Raw genomic sequence first — 16,266 nt, 5'->3', positions numbered from 1 at the left:
GATTGCTCGATATGTCGTCCGACGTTCGCGTCCGTTTTGCCCCCAGCCCGACCGGCTACCTTCACATCGGCGGGGCAAGGACCGCTCTTTTCAACTGGCTCTTCGCCCGGCATCACGGCGGAAAATTTTTCCTCCGGATCGAGGACACCGACCGCTCCCGATCGACAGACGAAGCAATCGAGGCGATCATCGACGGGATGCGCTGGTTCGGTCTCGATTGGGACAAATGGGAAGGCTCCGACAAAGATCCGATCCGTCAGACCGACCGGTTTGATCTCTATCGGCAGAAGGTCCGGGAGCTGCTCGACCGCGGACTGGCCTACCACTGCTACTGCACCGCCGAAGAGCTGGACGCGCGACGAAAAGAAGCGATGGCCCAAGGGAAGGTCCCCCGTTATGACGGCCGCTGCCGCCTGCTGACCGCGCCGGTCCCAGGAAAGGAAGCCGCCATCCGGTTTAAGGCCTCCTCCGAGGGGGAAATCGTCATCGACGATATGGTCAAGGGGAAGGTCGTCTTCGATGCCGGCACCGTGGACGATCTGATCATCCTCCGCTCGGACGGAACGCCGACCTACAACTTCTGCGTGGTGGTCGACGACGTCGACATGCAGATCTCCCATGTCATCCGGGGGGACGACCATCTGAACAACACCCCGCGGCAGATCCAGCTTTATCAGGCGCTCGGTTATCCCCTCCCGCGTTTCGGCCATGTCTCGATGATCCTCGGTCCCGACAAGGCGCGTCTTTCGAAACGTCACGGGGCCACCGCCATTCAGCAATACCGCGAGGAGGGATATCTCCCGGAGGCGATGGTCAACTACCTCGTTCGCCTCGGCTGGTCCCACAAAGATCAAGAAATTTTCTCTCTGCCGGAGCTGATCGAGAAGTTTTCGATCGAGCAGGTCGGCGCCTCGGCCGCGGTTTTCAATCCAGAGAAGCTGATCTGGCTGAATGCGCACTACATTAAAACCGGCGATCCGAAGCGGCTCGCGCAGCTTCTGCTCCCCCACCTGGAGCGGCTCGGAGTTGCATCCGACCAGATCGACCTGGCGCGCCTTACGCAGATCGTGGTCGCATTACGCGAGCGCACCCGGACGTTGAAGGAGATGGCGGATTCGGCGGTCTATTTCTTTACGGATGAGATCACGATCGATGAGAAGGCGCAGAAGCTCCTCACGCCGGAAGCGTTGCCGGTTCTTAAGGCGGTTCGCGATCGGCTGGCGGAAACGCCGTTCGAGCATGCGCCATTGGAGGAGGCCTTTCGATCGATCAGCGAGGCGCTTGGGCTGAAGCTGGCCCAGATCGCCCAGCCGGTCCGCGCGGCGGTCACCGGGAAAACGGTCAGCCCGGGTATTTTTGACGTGCTGATGATTCTTGGAAAAGAAAAATCGTTGAAGCGGTTAGACCGGCAGGTGGCTCAATTCACCGCAAAATAGTCGCTTGACAGCAAAAGCGCTTTCCGTTAAATTCTTTCTACCTTCCAACCTTCTCTATTGGGGGATCGTCTAGCGGCAGGACAGCAGACTCTGACTCTGCTTACCGAGGTTCGAATCCTCGTCCCCCAGCCACCTCCAAAACCACGAATTGTAGACTTTAGTTAGTAAAAATAAGGGCTCTGATCCCGGGCGAGTCGTTCGAGAGTGAGGTGTCGGAAGGCAAGCACTTTCACGATATACTTCTGAACACTTGGGATTATATATGATACCCCCTCTTCTGACGTCGACGATACGGTCGTCTGTTATTTCCTTACTCTAACAATCCAACCTCTTTCTCTTTCATCAGACCTTGCGAAGGACTACACAGACAGATATTGCCGAATCTTAGCGGCATCCACCTGTTGGCGCTGATCTTCGTGAATGAACTGACCCGATTCGATCACGATGAGACGATCTGCGATCTCCAAGGTAAAACTGAGCACCTGTTCTGAGACAAGAATGGTGATTTCCCGCATCTTACGGATCTCGTTCAGCGTGCGGGCAATCTCCTTGATGATCGATGGCTGTATCCCCTCAGTCGGCTCATCCAGCAGCAAAACCTTTGGATTCGTCACCAGCGCGCGTGCGATCGCCAGTTGCTGCTGCTGTCCGCCCGAAAGATTTCCCCCCTTGCGGCGGCTCATCTCAAATAAAACCGGAAAGAGGCTATAAATGTCCTCCGGTATCTCCCTGGTTTTCGAATTCTCCAGGCCGGTTTTAATATTTTCCTCCACGGTCATGTTGGGGAAAATCATCCTCCCCTGGGGGACGTAAGCCAAGCCGCTGCTCACCCGTTGATAGCTTTCGAGGTGGGTGAGCTCTTTTCCCTCTAACGTAATCTTGCCGCCTTTACTTGGCAGAATGCCGATCAGCGCCTTGAAGAGCGTCGTTTTTCCCATGCCGTTCCGGCCCATGATCGCCACCGTTTCATTCTTTTTAGCGCTGAAGTTGATCTGATGGATCACTTCACTTTGACCATAACTGACTTGTAAATCGGAAACTTCAAACATCGTCTGCTCTACCTTTCTCTTTCTAATGATGATCTAATGACCTAAATAAACTTCGACAACACGCGGGTCGGACTGAACCTGATCCATCGTCCCTTCCATTAACACCTTGCCCTGATGGAGCACGGTGACCTTATGAGCAATCCGTTTTACAAATTCCATATCATGCTCGATCACGATCACGGAGCGATTGCGTGAAATCCTGTTCAGCAACTCTGCGGTTTGCTCGCGCTCCTTGACACTCATCCCCGCCACCGGTTCATCCAGCATCAACAGCTCCGGATCCTGCATCAGCAGCATGCCGATTTCCAGCCACTGTTTCTGACCATGACTGAGCAGGCCCGCCTCTTCGAGGTGGAGGGAATCGGTGAGCATCACCTGTTCAGCCACTTCATGGACACGATCGAGCACATCGTCGGTGCGGCGAAATGTCAGACAGCCGAATACGCTTCGCCCGCGTGGAAAGGACATTTCCAGGTTTTGAAATACTGAGAGATTTTCGTAAATAGAAGGGGTCTGAAATTTTCGCCCGACCCCCGCGCGGACAATGCCGTGTTCGGGAAGGGTCGTCAGCTCCTTCCCCTTGAACTTGATCGACCCTGACGTGGCCTTGGTCTTACCGCAAATCAGATCGAGCAAGGTGGTCTTGCCCGCGCCGTTGGGGCCGATGATGACGCGCAGTTCGTTTCTATCCATATATAAACAGATCGCATCAACAGCCCTGAACCCATCAAAAGAGACCGTAAGATCTTCGATTGAAAGCATATAATCATTGTTGGTAATCATCCATTCTCCCCGCTCAATGAACCGATTGCTTGCTGATCCCCATCCCTTTTGTCGGCGGGGAAACGGCGTCACCCACCGGCACCAGTTTCGGGTCGGGCAGAGTGCGCGACGGCATCACCGGACCGGAGCCCGTGTACTCTTTTCCGGCAACACGTTTTTTGCCGTACTTTTCATAAATTCCGGCAAGACCATTTGGGAAAAACATCACGACTGCGATGAATAATCCCCCCATGAGGAATAACCAGAGCTCGGGATAGCTTTCTGAAAAGGCGGTTTTTCCATAATTGACCAGCAAGGCGCCATAGACGGCGCCGATCAAAGACATCCGCCCGCCCACCGCCGCAAAGATCACCATTTCAATAGAGGGGACGATGCCGACAAACGAGGGCGACATAAATCCAACCTGCAAGGTAAACATCGCGCCGCCGATCGCAGAAATCATCGCCGCAAGACAGAACATGAAAATCTTGAAATTTGCGACGTCATAGCCGGAGAAACGGACCCGCTCTTCCTTATCCCGCATCGCCAGCATCAGCAGGCCGAACTTGCTGCCGAGGATCACCCGTGAGAGCAAAATCACGCCGACCAGCAACGTGCCGTTTATGAAATACAAAATATATTTTGCGGAATCGCTCCGGATATCCCATCCCCGCAGTGTTTTTAAATCGGTAATGCCGTTCACGCCGCCGATATAACCTTGCTGACCGACAATCAGGATGGTCAGAATCAACGCGACGACCTGGGTGATAATCGCAAAGTAGACCCCCCCGACACGGCGCTTGAACATGGCAGAACCGATGAGGAAGGCGAAGAGCGTCGGCACGAGCAGGATGGCGATGATCGTAAACGTGAGGCTATGGAACGGTTCCCAGAACCAGGGGAGCGCCGTCAGCTGGTTCCAGTCCATAAAGTCAGGAATCCCCGGCGTGGTCTGGATCTTGGTGCTGACCGGGTCGGAGGCTTCCAGCTTGAGAAACATCGCCATGCAATAACCGCCCAAGCCGAAGAAAATCCCTTGACCGAGACTCAGAATCCCCCCATAGCCCCATAACAAGACCAGGCTTACCGCAACAAACGCATAGGTCAAATATTTGCCGACCAGATTCAGGCGAAATAAGTCGAGACCGAGCGGCAAGACCAGGAAAATAATCGCCGCCAAGATCAGCAGGCCGGCCATGCCTGATTTACCACCCAACATCTTTTGAAAGATTGCCTTTATCATTAAAACTCCTTGAATAGTTATCTGCGCACTTTCGCCGCGAACAGCCCTTCGGGACGTATCATCAGAATGGTCACGATCACCAGCAGGGTCGCTACTTTCCCCATCGAGCTGGTAATGAAAAATTGCAGAATCGATTGGGCTTGAGCAATGCCGAATGCCGACACGACCGTCCCCATTAAACTCGCCGCCCCGCCGAAGACCACCACCATAAAACTGTCGACGATGTAAAGGGAGCCGGTGGTGGGGCCGGTTGATGCGATCGTGGTAAAGGCGGCGCCGGCCAAACCGGCAATCCCACACCCTAAAGCGAAGGTGACCCGATCCACTTTTTTGGTGTTGATGCCGACGGCGCCGGCCATCACCCGATTCTGCGTGGTCGCCCGCGCCTGCAAACCCCAACGGGCGCGGAACAGGAAAAGAAATACGCCCAGGCAGACGAACGCCGTTAAGCCCATGACAAAGACGCCGTTGATCGGAATGTCCACTGTTTCCGTCGGCTTGAACGAACCCATCATCCACGGCGGCAGTTCTGCGCTGACCTCTTTTGCGCCGAAGGTGGAGCGAAAGGTCTGCTGCATAATGAGACTGAGACCCCACGTCGCCAGCAGTGTATCGAGAGGCCGTTTGTAGAGATATCGGATGAGCCCGATCTCTACCAAATACCCGGTAAGAAACGCCATGGCAAAGGAGACCGCAATCGCAGGCAAAAAATACAAGTTACCGAAACCGTACTCTACCGCGACTTTCGACAGCATCACGGTGGTGTAGGCCCCGATCGCCATGAATTCGCCGTGCGCCATGTTGATCACGCCCATCTGACCAAAAATAATCGCCAGCCCCAAGGCCATTAAGAGCAACACGCTGAATAAGCTCAGTCCGGAAAACCCTTGCATCACCACAATGGACCATAATTCAGATGCGGAATATTCCCCCATGACCCTGCCTCTCTCAATTAAAAATCAGGTTAGTGTAAGCAATCGGTGGTCCTCCTCTAAACATTTGCGTCCCTGCAATGTTTAGAGGAGACGACGCATCCGTTTATTGGTAACCTTTGGGAAAGGGATCGGGTTCGATCAGTGGGGATTCGTAGACGACATCCGCCTGACCATCGCTGCGCCACTTGCCGACCCGCAGCTTGCTCCATAAGTGGTGATTGTTATGAATTTTGACATACCCTTCCGGTGCTGCCTTAAACTCAAGTCCGGGCGAGGCGGCCACCACTTTGTCGACATCGAAGCTCCCCGCTTTTTCGACGGCGGCTTTCCACAACCAGGGGCCAAGATAGGCCGCTTGGGTGACGTCGCCGACGACACTCTTCGGCCCCCACATTTTCTTGAACTCCTCTACGAAGGCTTTGTTGTTGGCGTTATCGAGGCTATGGAAATATTTCATGGCGGAGTAAAAGCCTTCCAAGTTTTCGCCGCCGATGCCGAGCACTTCGTCTTCGGTGACCGAAATGGTCAACATGGTTTGCGTCTTGGAGGTAATGCCTGCCGCCTTGAGCTGCTTGAACCAGGCGACGTTGCTGCCGCCGACCACCGCAGCATAAATGACATCCGGCTTCTTCAATCGGATTTTGTTGATCACAGAGCCGAACTGCGTATCGCCCAAGGCGACGTATTCCTCGCCGACCACTTTTCCCTTCAGCACATTTTCAATATGCTTCCTTGCAATTTTCATCGAAGTGCGCGGCCAGATATAATCGGAACCGATCAGATAGAACGACTTGGCTCCTTTTTCCTTGGCGATCCAATCGATACCGGCCAAAATTTGCTGTGTGGCTTCTTGTCCGGTATAAATCACATTCTTCGATTGCTCCAAGCCCTCGTAGAAAGTGGGGTAATACAACAAACCGTTTTCTTTCTCAAATACCGGCAACACGGCTTTGCGTGAAGCGGATGTCCAGCATCCCATAACCGCTGCCACCCTATCTTTGACCAATAACTTGCGCGCCTTCTCCGCAAAGGTCGGCCAGTCGCTGGCGCCGTCTTCCTGAATCACTTCGATCTTGCGCCCCAGAACTCCCCCCATGGCATTGATCTGGGCGATCGCCAATTTTTCCGCCTGGATCGATCCTGTCTCACTGATCGCCATCGTTCCGGTCGCGGAATGTAATATCCCGACTTTCACTGTGGTATCCGTCACCGCCAGATTGGTGGTGTTGACTTTCGCCGTCGGATAGTCGGCCGCCATCACGCTGCGAACCACCACGCCGGCTGCCATCATGATGATGCCGATGAAGATCGCGCTGATTTTGAAAAGTTTTTGTCCGTTCAATCTATCCATCGTTCTCCCCCTTACAGTTGTGAATGAAAACGGTTTCAGTCTGGATACAACCAACATATTGATGCTCTTAATGCCCCAACATCCATGGCCGTGCATTGACCTTGGTTTGAGCCTGTAACGCCGGCGTCCCCTTACGTTCAGGATCGGAAGAGACGCCGACAGCGCCACTTCGCCGCGCCATCCCCGGCTCATGGGCGGCCCGCTCATTGCGATGCATCGCTTTCCTGACATCGCCATTCATCCGCGACAGATTCGGCGCTGAGATGATCCGCCGGCCCGGACCGCTGCATCCCGGGCAGGGAAGAGGCTCGGCGGCCCGACTGACCGGCGCGTATCCCGTGAAACTTCCACAATCGCTACACTGATAGTCATACATCGGCATAAAATTCTCCTAATGTTCAGGTGAGCGATTACGACGCTTTCGCCAAATCGACACCCTTCATATTTAGCTTGACCGGCCCGGCGGCAGTCGGCTTGATATCGAAATCAAAGATGCCGGTCGGCAACCAGAGCGTTGCGCACGCATTCGGAATGTCGACGATGCCGCTGATGTGGCCCTCCACCGGCGCCGTGCCGAGAATGGCATAGGCCTGCTCACCGGTATAACCGAATTTTTTCAGATACTCGATGGCATTGAGGCAGGCCATCCGATAAGCGACGTGGGGGTCGAGATAAAACTGCTTTCCTTTTTCATCGACGGAGATCCCTTCGAAGATCAAATAATCGGTGTAGCGCGGCTCCATCGGACTCGGCTGAAAAATCGGGTTTTTGATGCCATATTTCTCCATGCCGCCTTTGATCAGATCCACGCGCAAATCGAGGTAACCGGCCATCTCGATGGCGCCGCAAAAAGTGATCTCGCCGTCCCCTTGTGAAAAATGAATGTCGCCCATCGACAAGCCGGCATTCTTTACATACACCGGGAAATAAACGCGCGAGCCGCGCGACAGATTTTTGATATCGCAATTGCCGCCGTGTTCGCGCGGCGGCACCGTGCGCGCGCCTGTCTTAGCGGCCGTCTCGGCGGCAGTACCGCGCAGCCCCCCCATGACCGCGGATTTCACATTCGGCAACGTGGCTAAGGGGGGAACACGGTCCGGGTCTGTTGCCACCAATGCGGTTTCACGTTTGTTCCATTCCGCCAGCAGCTCTTTCGAGGGCATACAGCCGATCAAACCGGGGTGCATAATGCCTGCGAACTTCACATGGGGAATCTGCCGTGAGGTTGTATAAATTCCATGAAAATCCCAGCAAGCCTTGCGCGCTTCGGGATAGTGATCGACCAGAAACCCGCCGCCATTCTCCCGCGCAAATAAGCCGGTGAAGCCCCACTCCGATTCCGCCAGGGTGCCGACATCGAGAATATCCACAACCAGCAGATCACCCGGTTTCGCCCCTTCCACGCCGACCGGCCCACTGAGGTAATGCACCTGGGTCAGATCAACGTCACGAACATCATTCGCACTGTCATTATTGGCGATCTGTCCACCCGTCCAATCGAGGCATTCGATGCGGAACTCCTCGCCCGGCTTTACCATCACCGCCATCGGGATGTCCGGGTGCCAGCGGTTGTGGATCACTTCCGATTGCTTCTCCGGTGTTTTGCTAAAATCGACTTTGATCAGCGTTTTAGGCATCTCTCCCCCCTTTATGAGCTTAAAATTTTACGCAGGATCATGCGCCGCGGGATGAATCGATGCGGCAGATTCTTTTGCTTGATTTCATCATGTGGTCTTCATAATGCGATTTTCATTTTCCTCCTCCATGTAAATAAAAAAGCGCTCCTTGCCATGAAGAAAATTTCACATCATGGAAGAAAGCGCCTTCGCTGCATTTCAGAATACAACGCTGTATCCTGCTTACACGAAGAGCAAATCAAATGCCATTCCGATATTGGCAATGTAAAACTCTGTAAGAGACCAATTTTCCAATTCATTTTTCAGATTAACGAGTAAAAATGGAAACGGAGCAGCGGAGAGGCTTCGCGACGGAATTGTCTGCTTTCAGACAAGGCCCTGTTTTTTTAACATGTAGACAGAATGAAATATAAAGTGATTCATTCTTGGAGGAGAGAGCAGTATGGAAGAGAGGAAGGTCTGGTTGTTTTTACATCAGAGCACAGGGTTTGAGACTCTAGATGAGATCCAAACATTGGAGCCGTCAAGGAGCATTGAACGAAATCCCGGCTTCAATATTCGATTGATGGAGTATGGACGCGGGAGCTGGAAGGGAGCGTTCCGGCTTCCCTTCTCAGCAACAAGCCGATCACCCCGCGGGCTTAAAGCGACTGGAAGCGGAACATCGGAAAAACTGAAAGAGGTCGTGCTCAATCTGTTCCTAATCATCAATAAGCTAAAAAAGAGACGAACTTGGATGAAGAGAAGAAACCCGATTGATACCCACGCACAAAGAAGAGATCATCCAGATAAAAGTTCTAAGATTGTCCACAAAGGCCAGCCTCCCCTTTTCTTCCCATCCAAAAACAGCGGTCTCGACGCCGGCGCGCGTCGCGTCGAGTAGGATCATGACGCGTATCCGGAGTGCGAAGGGCGTTTTGCGAGAACACGACTTCCAACCGCGATGGCGAGCGCGACGACGACCAGAATGGCCGCGACTGCGAATGTGATCCGCATGCCGCTGGCAACGGCCTCAGGACGCGCCGTGGTGATGTCGATCGTGGCCGATGCGAGCGCGAATACGGCGCCCATCGCGGATGCACCGGTGATGAGCCCGAGATTGCGCGATAGGTTGAGCATGCCGGAAATGACGCCCCGCTGGTCCGCGGGGATCTCTGCCATGACGGCGGTGTTGTTGGCCGTCTGGAACAGCGCATAGCCGACGGTGATGATTATGATGGGCGCGAGATAGCCGATGATGCCGAGCGTCGCCGGCATCATCGAAAGAATGAAGGAACCGGCCGCGATTCCGATGAGCCCGACGAGGGTCATGCGTTGCGCGCCAAAACGATCCGCAATGCGACCGGCCGGCACACCCGTCAGCGCGACGACCAGCGGACCGACCGATAAGACGATTCCAACCCTGGCCGCATCGAGCCCAAGCGCACGAGAGAGATAAAACGGCCCAACCACCAGCGTCACCATCATCACCGTCGAGACGAGCGCGCTCATGGCAAGGCTCGCACTCAGCACCGGATCGCGGAACATCTCCAATCGGATCAAAGGCGATGCGGCTCTCGCCTCGGCGAGCACGAAGAGGCCGGCTCCGAAGAGCGCAGCCGACAGCAATGTAATGTTGAGCGAACCGAAACGGCCGCGCCCCATCGTCATGGCGAGGGCATACGCCGCGAGCGTCAGCGCAAGCAGCAGCGTGCCCACATGGTCGAATCCGGCCCGATCCGCCTTCGGCTCCCGGCGATCAACAGGCAGGGTGCGATGGGCGAGAATGAAAGTCAGGAGTCCCAGCGGTAGGTTGACGAGGAAGATGGCCCGCCAACTGAGTCCTGCGATCAGAACGCCGCCGAGCGATGGACCGAGCGCAGTGCCAATTGCGGACATCGTTCCGAGCAGCCCCATGGCGCTACCGGTCTTTGCCTTCGGAACCGTCTCGCCGACAAAGGCCATGGTGAGGGCCATCATGACGGCTGCTCCCAGGCCCTGCGCCGCCCGGGCGGCAATCAGCATCCGGAGCGTGGGCGCGACGCCGCACAGGACCGAGGCGGCCGTGAACAGGAAGATTCCGGCCAGTAGCAGCCGTCGGCGGCCGGTGAGGTCGCCGAGCCGTCCGACGCTGACGATCAGGGTGGTAATGGCGAGGAGATAAGCGAGAACGACCCACTGGACTTCCTGGAAGGAGGCGTTGAACGCCTCTGCCAACGTCGGCAAACCGACATTGGCGATGCTGGTGCCGAGCGAGGAGAGCAACGTTGAGAGCGAAAGGGTGGCGAGCGCCCACCGAACCGAAGGGGCCCGTTCCGCACCTCCAGCAATGGCCTCATCTCGTTCTGCAATCATCGGCTTCATCTGAACTCCTTTTTCCGGCGGCTCCCGAAGCGGAGCTGTCATAAACAGAGTATAGTCATTTGCTTGATGCGGCGGAAGGCGCGCCACTTACACTTTATTCATGCGTTTGACGCCACATCACGATTAAACTGTGCTATATTCAACCGATGTCGAAACCCGATTTCAACTTACTTATCACCCTGGATGTGCTGCTCGCCGAAGGGAGCGTTGCGCGCGCAGCCCGACGATTGCGCCTGAGCCCGTCGGCGATGAGCCGGGCGCTGGCGCGATTGCGTGAGACGACGGGCGATCCGCTGTTGGTCAGGGCAGGACGCGGTCTCGTTCCCACACCCCGAGCGCTCGAACTTCGCGAGCGGGTCGGTCGGCTCGTGCAGGACGCAGAATCGGTTCTACGCCCTGCCGAGAAGCTCAACCTCAAACAGCTCGTCCGAACGTTCACCCTGCGGACCAGCGAAGGCTTTGTGGAAAACTTCGGAGCGGGCCTCATTGCTCGCGTCGGCGAGGAAGCGCCCGGCGTGCGGCTCTGCTTCGTGCAGAAGCCAAACAAAGAGAGCGCGCCGCTTCGCGACGGGACCGTCGATCTGGAAACAGGCGTTGTGGGGGAGACGACGGGTCCGGAGGTGCGTGCGCAGGCATTGTTCCGAGACCGTTTCATTGGCGTCGTGCGAAAGGGGCACCCGCTGAGCCGGGGCGAGATCACTCTCTCCCGTTATGTGACCGGCAGGCACATCTGCGTCTCGCGGCGTGGGCTCGACCGAGGACCGATTGATGACGCCTTGAAACCGTTCGGACTGCAGCGGGAGATCGTCACGATCGTGGGTGGTTTTTCGACCGCATTGGCGCTTGCTCGGACCTCCGATCTGATCGCCACTGTTCCCGAACGACACACCGGAAACCTGCGCGCCGGAATGCATAGTTTTCCCCTTCCGGTCTCCACGTCGGAGATCACGGTTTCATTGCTCTGGCACCCGCGGCTCGATGCCGATCCGGCGCATCGCTGGCTGCGCGGGTGCGTTCGGGACACTTGCGCGGAGCAACTCACCGAATCATCGACAAAGGGAACTTCTAAATAACCCTATGTCACTGAAACCTCAAAACAAAAAGCTCTAAGATCGTCCACGAAAGCCGGCCACCTCTTATCAACTACTTAATTTTATTTTTCGGGCTGCCAGTTATCTGCGAATTCTCAATGTTCTCAATAAAAATCTAGAATGAAACGCGGATTGTCACCTCCCCGGAATAAGCATTGCCTGCGCCGGGGAACGCCTTACCCGGCACGAAAGCAGCGGTCGAAACCTCCAACAGCATCTCAGGAGTCATCTTAAATCCGACAATCAGATCGACCTCTTTTCCCAGATTTTTCGACGTCCCTGACGGATCCTCCCGGATTCCGGTATCCCTCAACTCCACACCTGAATAGACAAGCGAATAAGAATGGAAAACAACATCGAAAGAGAACTTTTCAAAGGGGATAATTCCGAATCCCAAAGTGCGTATCCTCATGTTGCTTAGCTCCGGATCGAACAACTCACCATAATACTTGAACTTCCTCACACCGTTGAACTTTGCTTCATTGTCTTGAAGGCCGGTCTGCCGAAAATTCCGATCGACCCCGTCCTCCGGTTCCGGGTCGCCGGAGCCGAACGCGTAACCGATGGTAACAGAAGGCTCTAACGGCAAATCAAATTCCGAGGTCCATGCGAAATCGAATGCATACCCGCTAAGCCGCGTCGAATCCTCGCGCCCGGAGAGAGAGGCGATCTCCAGCCAGTATTTCTGATCCTCGATCGCCTTTCCCCGCCACAACAGGCCGACAAAATTCGGGTTCCTTTCCTCATCGGTCGGATCCCTTTGGGCCACCACGTAGACCGAAATCTTCTCCTTCCGGCCGAATTGATACGTCCCATATAAAACATAATTTCGAATTTTCTCCTCAGGCCCCTCGGGATCGAGGAGGTTTGTGCTCGCGGAAAGCTCCAGATCAAACGGCGCTTGGGTGTAAAAGAGCCGGACGGCGTCGAGCTCTTCATCGTAGAGCCATTCCCGCGCATCGTTAAACCGCTGGCGCCCCACCTGCAGGTCGAGAGAAGGGGAGAAAAAACGTTCCCAGAGAAGATACAGCCGATCGAATTGACCCTTTGTTTCTCGTTCCGCTTGCCCCTCACCGTCTCGAAAGAGACGCTCATCGGAAAAATCAAGATCGACAAAAAAGAGAATGTCCTTGGTCAAAATCAACTGCGCCGCCAGATCCAACGACGCCTCCGTGTCGATCCGGTCGTCCTCCTCCGCGCGATCGAGATCCCGATTGATCCTTCTGAGAAAATTGATTTCTATCTTCGCGCCGACCGAGAGCCTCGGCGTAATCTCAAAACTCAACGCGGGAGAGGCATCCGGATCGATCACGGGAGGAACCTCGTTTTTCCCATTCGGCGCCGGCCTCCCCTCCTTTGAAACCTCCTGGCCGTTTTCCAAAGCAAGCAAAGTGGAGCGATCGATCAAAAGAACAATCAAAACCAACAGAATACGTATCAAGATGAGAAACTCCTCTCTGAATGGAGGGGCGGATATCTCTTAGCGGAGCTGAAACTCGAAGAGCTGATGATAATGCCCCTTTTGCTCCAGGAGGGCATCATGGGTTCCCTGCTCGACCACCTCCCCGTCCTTGATCACGAAGATCTGATCGACATGTTTGATGGCTGAAAACTGATGAACGATCACCAGGATCGTCCGCCCCTTTTGGAAATTGATGAGGGCGTCTTGGATCAATGTCGCCGATTCGGCGTCGACCGCGGAGGTCGGCTCGTCGAGGACCAGAATCGACGGCTCCTTGATGAGGGCGCGGGCGAGCGAGATCCGCTGGCGCTGCCCCCCGGAAAGGGTGCTCCCCCGCTCCCCGAGGACGGTGTCGTATCCCTCTGGAAGACTCGTGATAAAATCATGCGCATGAGCCCGCCGCGCCGCGGCTTCGATCTCCTCTTGCGTCGCCTGCGGCTTTCCGTAAGAGATGTTCTCTTTCACTGTCGCGCCGAAGAGGATCGAATCCTGAAGGACAATCCCGATCTCGCGGCGAAGCGACTCTCGCCGGTAGCGTTTAATGTCGATCCCGTCAATCAAAATCGCCCCTCCCTGGGGATCGTAGAGGCGAAGGATCAGGTTGACGATGGTCGATTTGCCGGCCCCGGAGGCGCCGACTAGCGCGACCTTCTGACCCGGAAGGATTGAAAAAGAGACCTTCCTCAAAACATCTCTCCCCCCTCCGTAGTCGAAAGAGACCTCTTTGAAGACAATCTCTCCTTTCAAGTCAGATGCCTCAACCGCGTCCGGACGATCTTGAATCTCCGGCTCGATTTCCAATATTTCAGAAACCCGCTCCGCGCTCACCTTCGCTCTGACAAATTTGGCCGAAAGCCGGGCGAGATTCCGGATCGGTTTGTACATGTTGTTCAAATAAGCGATGAAGACCAATACCTCGCCGGGAGTCATCCGGCCTTGGAGGGCCTGAAAGGAGCCGAAGAAAACCACGGCGCAGACGCCGACCGCGCTGACGATCTCGACGGTCCGGGTGGTGGCCGCCTCCATCCGGGCGGTCCGGATGCTCTCTTCGAACGTTTCGGCGCTCTCGGTCTCGAACCGCTCCTTCTCATATTTCTCCCTGCCGAAGGCCTGAACCAGTGAGACCGATGCCAGGATTTCATTGAGCCGGGAGGCGACTTTTCCCTCCTTTCTCCGCTGCGTCTGGGCCGACGCTTTGATCTTGCCGTAAAGATAAAAGAGGGCGTACGATAAAACCGGAAGGGTCGCCAGGACGATCAGCGTCAATTTCCAGTTCATCGCCAGCATGATGGCGAACATTCCGATAATCGTGAACAGATGGGACGTGAAAGTCAGCGCCGACCCGGCGAAAACATCCTTCAGGATGTTGGTGTCGCTCGTCACCTTGGTCAGAAGCTCGCCCGACCGGGCCCGATTGTGAAAGGAGAGGGAAAGCCGCTGGAGATGGCCGAACAGCTCCCTCCGGAGGGTGTCGACCACCTGGTAGCCGATGCGTGATGTCATATAAATTTGGAGGTAGGAAAAGAGACCTTTGCAGATCGCAATCAGAAAAATCGAAAGAGAAAAGATGACCAGAGAGAAAATCTCTCCGCGCTGGAAAATTCCTTTTAAGAAGGAGAGAGAAGAAGGAAGCGGTTCGACCAACAGAATGTGGTCGAAGATGATCTTGAAGGGCCAGGGTGCGAGGAGCTCGGTCAGCGTGTAACAGATCATGCAAACAGCGGCGACGAAAAGGTTTCCCTTCACCTCGCCCAGTTGATTCAGCACGATCCGGTTAAATTTCGACGGTTCTTTTTTTCTCATCTTAAACGTAGACCGTTTCCAAATGCCGGCAAAAGCGCTCCGTGCAGGCGCCAAGCTCGAAATCACGCTCGACGAGCCGGCGCGCGGCCTTCCCGAATTTCATAGAGAGCCCGGGCGTACGAACCAGCGTTTCGAGCGCGCCGGCCAGCGCCGAGGGGTCGCCCGGAGGAAGGAGCATTCCGGTCTCTCCCTGCGCGACGGCGCTCCCGATCGCCCCGACATCGCTTCCGATGATCGGACGTCCGCTCGCCATCGCCTCGAGAACGACATTGGGCAGACCGTCCCGATCTCCGGCGCCGGTTTGGATCGACGGGACGAGGATGATATCCGCTTTTGCGTATTGGCCCGGAAGGTCGGTATGCGTCATGCCGCCGCAGAGTTCGACGCTCTCCGAAAGACCCGCCTCAAGAATAGCCGCCGCCAGCCGCGTGCGTTCGGGTCCCTCCCCGATGATCCGAAGGTAAAACGGGAACGGAAGCCGGCGGACCGCTTCGATCAGTATGTGAAACCCTTTTTTCTCGACCAGCCGGCCGACCGCCAGCAAACGCACCGGCTCACAAAGGGTCAACGGGGCCGGGCGGAAACGGTCGAGATCGACGCCGTGCGGGAGCAGTTTTACTTTCGCGCCGCGCCTGGAGAGATCGGCCGCGGCATCGGGATTACAGGCGATCACGCAGGCGGCGTTGCCCGCGCGCGCCGCCATTTCCTCACCAGGTACCTTGCGAAGATCGAGCGCATGCGCGCTGAAGCCGTATGGAATACCGATTCGCGCTGAGACATGAGAGGCGACCTCGGCGGGAGTATGGGCAAAGTAGCCGTGGATGCCGGTCACCGTTTTACGATCGAGACGCTGAACCAACGCCTCGGCCTGCTCGACCGAACTTCCGGCCGGAAGAAGCTGAACTTTGTTGAGAATTCTGTGACAATCGGGGTGAAGAGAAGAGCCGTCTCCCGGCTTCGTCGCAAAGATGGCGGCCAACAAACCACACCCGTCGAGAGCGAGCAGCTCCTGCAGCGCAAATGTCTCCGAACGGCGGGGAAAGCCGCTGACAACCATTACAATCCGACTGCGACCCATTTCATCCTCGTATCAGAGGCGGCCTTTTGTGCGTGAGACGGCCCCTCTCTCATCATCCCGGTCATGTCATTACAAC

At 55.8% G+C, this 16,266-nt stretch carries 13 protein-coding genes and 1 tRNA gene; 3 read left to right on the top strand and 11 right to left on the bottom strand.

What is annotated here, in order from left to right; all coding sequences use genetic code 11:
- Positions 1 to 11: 11 nt before the first annotated feature.
- Together gltX and MNODULE_RS09105 are read left to right on the top strand one after the other, a co-directional pair.
- Positions 12 to 1,436 carry a glutamate--tRNA ligase gene (gene gltX, locus MNODULE_RS09110; RefSeq protein ID WP_168059112.1) on the top strand — a complete coding sequence of 475 codons (1,425 nt, stop codon included), beginning with the start codon at positions 12 to 14 and terminating at the stop codon, positions 1,434 to 1,436.
- Between the two features lie 58 nt (positions 1,437 to 1,494).
- Positions 1,495 to 1,568: transfer RNA gene (locus MNODULE_RS09105), tRNA-Gln, on the top strand.
- 227 nt (positions 1,569 to 1,795) lie between these two features.
- Here MNODULE_RS09105 and urtE read toward each other — a convergent pair.
- From urtE to MNODULE_RS09065, 8 genes are all read right to left on the bottom strand, one after another.
- Complete coding sequence (gene urtE / locus MNODULE_RS09100) at positions 1,796 to 2,485, bottom strand: urea ABC transporter ATP-binding subunit UrtE (RefSeq protein WP_168059111.1); 690 nt, start codon at positions 2,483 to 2,485, stop codon at positions 1,796 to 1,798.
- A gap of 33 nt (positions 2,486 to 2,518) precedes the next feature.
- Complete coding sequence (urtD, locus tag MNODULE_RS09095) at positions 2,519 to 3,268, bottom strand: urea ABC transporter ATP-binding protein UrtD (RefSeq protein ID WP_181070948.1); 750 nt, start codon at positions 3,266 to 3,268, stop codon at positions 2,519 to 2,521.
- Positions 3,269 to 3,281: 13 nt separating this feature from the next.
- Positions 3,282 to 4,490, bottom strand: a complete 1,209-nt coding sequence (gene urtC / locus MNODULE_RS09090) for an urea ABC transporter permease subunit UrtC (protein ID WP_168059110.1) — start codon at positions 4,488 to 4,490, stop codon at positions 3,282 to 3,284.
- A 17-nt stretch (positions 4,491 to 4,507) separates the two neighbouring features.
- Positions 4,508 to 5,425 (bottom strand): urea ABC transporter permease subunit UrtB, encoded by a 918-nt coding sequence (gene urtB, locus MNODULE_RS09085; RefSeq protein ID WP_168059109.1) that lies wholly within the window; start codon positions 5,423 to 5,425, stop codon positions 4,508 to 4,510.
- 103 nt (positions 5,426 to 5,528) lie between these two features.
- Positions 5,529 to 6,716, bottom strand: a complete 1,188-nt coding sequence (urtA, locus tag MNODULE_RS09080) for an urea ABC transporter substrate-binding protein (protein WP_202882167.1) — start codon at positions 6,714 to 6,716, stop codon at positions 5,529 to 5,531.
- Between the two features lie 127 nt (positions 6,717 to 6,843).
- Positions 6,844 to 7,158: an FmdB family zinc ribbon protein gene (locus MNODULE_RS09075; protein ID WP_168059107.1), complete on the bottom strand. Its 315-nt coding sequence runs from the start codon at positions 7,156 to 7,158 to the stop codon at positions 6,844 to 6,846.
- Positions 7,159 to 7,186: 28 nt separating this feature from the next.
- Positions 7,187 to 8,413, bottom strand: a complete 1,227-nt coding sequence (gene fmdA / locus MNODULE_RS09070) for a formamidase (protein ID WP_168059106.1) — start codon at positions 8,411 to 8,413, stop codon at positions 7,187 to 7,189.
- 885 nt (positions 8,414 to 9,298) lie between these two features.
- Positions 9,299 to 10,756, bottom strand: a complete 1,458-nt coding sequence (locus MNODULE_RS09065) for an MFS transporter (RefSeq protein ID WP_168059105.1) — start codon at positions 10,754 to 10,756, stop codon at positions 9,299 to 9,301.
- Positions 10,757 to 10,902: 146 nt separating this feature from the next.
- Between MNODULE_RS09065 and MNODULE_RS09060 the strand changes: the two genes are divergently transcribed.
- Entirely contained in the window at positions 10,903 to 11,829 is a 927-nt protein-coding gene (locus tag MNODULE_RS09060; protein ID WP_168059104.1) for a LysR family transcriptional regulator, read from the top strand.
- Between the two features lie 133 nt (positions 11,830 to 11,962).
- Here the strand turns inward: MNODULE_RS09060 and MNODULE_RS09055 are convergent, their stop codons facing one another.
- From MNODULE_RS09055 to MNODULE_RS09045, 3 genes are read right to left on the bottom strand one after another with little or no spacing between them, the layout of a single operon-like run.
- A complete protein-coding gene (locus tag MNODULE_RS09055) occupies positions 11,963 to 13,288 on the bottom strand; it encodes an alginate export family protein (RefSeq protein ID WP_168059103.1) in 1,326 nt (441 codons plus the stop codon).
- A 39-nt stretch (positions 13,289 to 13,327) separates the two neighbouring features.
- Complete coding sequence (locus MNODULE_RS09050; RefSeq protein ID WP_168059102.1) at positions 13,328 to 15,112, bottom strand: ABC transporter ATP-binding protein; 1,785 nt, start codon at positions 15,110 to 15,112, stop codon at positions 13,328 to 13,330.
- A 1-nt stretch (position 15,113) separates the two neighbouring features.
- The gene (locus tag MNODULE_RS09045) at positions 15,114 to 16,190 is read right to left on the bottom strand and encodes a glycosyltransferase (protein ID WP_168059101.1); all 1,077 of its coding nucleotides are present in this window, start codon (positions 16,188 to 16,190) and stop codon (positions 15,114 to 15,116) included.
- Between the last annotated feature and the right edge of the window lie 76 nt (positions 16,191 to 16,266).

The sequence above is a fragment of the Candidatus Manganitrophus noduliformans genome (genome assembly GCF_012184425.1).
In the GTDB taxonomy this organism is placed as follows: Bacteria; Nitrospirota; Nitrospiria; order SBBL01; family Manganitrophaceae; genus Manganitrophus; species Manganitrophus noduliformans.
The sequence above is the reverse complement of the archived record's forward strand: the minus strand, read 5'-3'. Positions and strand labels throughout refer to the sequence as shown.

Coding starts and splice junctions, on each gene's coding strand:
- urtA (WP_202882167.1), bottom strand. CDS start 6,716: ATGATGGCAGCCGGCGTGGTGGTTCGCAGCGTGATGGCGGCCGACTAT.
- urtC (WP_168059110.1), bottom strand. CDS start 4,490: ATGATAAAGGCAATCTTTCAAAAGATGTTGGGTGGTAAATCAGGCATG.
- MNODULE_RS09050 (WP_168059102.1), bottom strand. CDS start 15,112: ATGAGAAAAAAAGAACCGTCGAAATTTAACCGGATCGTGCTGAATCAA.
- urtD (WP_181070948.1), bottom strand. CDS start 3,268: ATGATTACCAACAATGATTATATGCTTTCAATCGAAGATCTTACGGTC.
- MNODULE_RS09065 (WP_168059105.1), bottom strand. CDS start 10,756: ATGAAGCCGATGATTGCAGAACGAGATGAGGCCATTGCTGGAGGTGCG.
- MNODULE_RS09045 (WP_168059101.1), bottom strand. CDS start 16,190: ATGGGTCGCAGTCGGATTGTAATGGTTGTCAGCGGCTTTCCCCGCCGT.
- MNODULE_RS09075 (WP_168059107.1), bottom strand. CDS start 7,158: ATGCCGATGTATGACTATCAGTGTAGCGATTGTGGAAGTTTCACGGGA.
- fmdA (WP_168059106.1), bottom strand. CDS start 8,413: ATGCCTAAAACGCTGATCAAAGTCGATTTTAGCAAAACACCGGAGAAG.
- gltX (WP_168059112.1), top strand. CDS start 12: ATGTCGTCCGACGTTCGCGTCCGTTTTGCCCCCAGCCCGACCGGCTAC.
- MNODULE_RS09060 (WP_168059104.1), top strand. CDS start 10,903: ATGTCGAAACCCGATTTCAACTTACTTATCACCCTGGATGTGCTGCTC.
- urtE (WP_168059111.1), bottom strand. CDS start 2,485: ATGTTTGAAGTTTCCGATTTACAAGTCAGTTATGGTCAAAGTGAAGTG.
- urtB (WP_168059109.1), bottom strand. CDS start 5,425: ATGGGGGAATATTCCGCATCTGAATTATGGTCCATTGTGGTGATGCAA.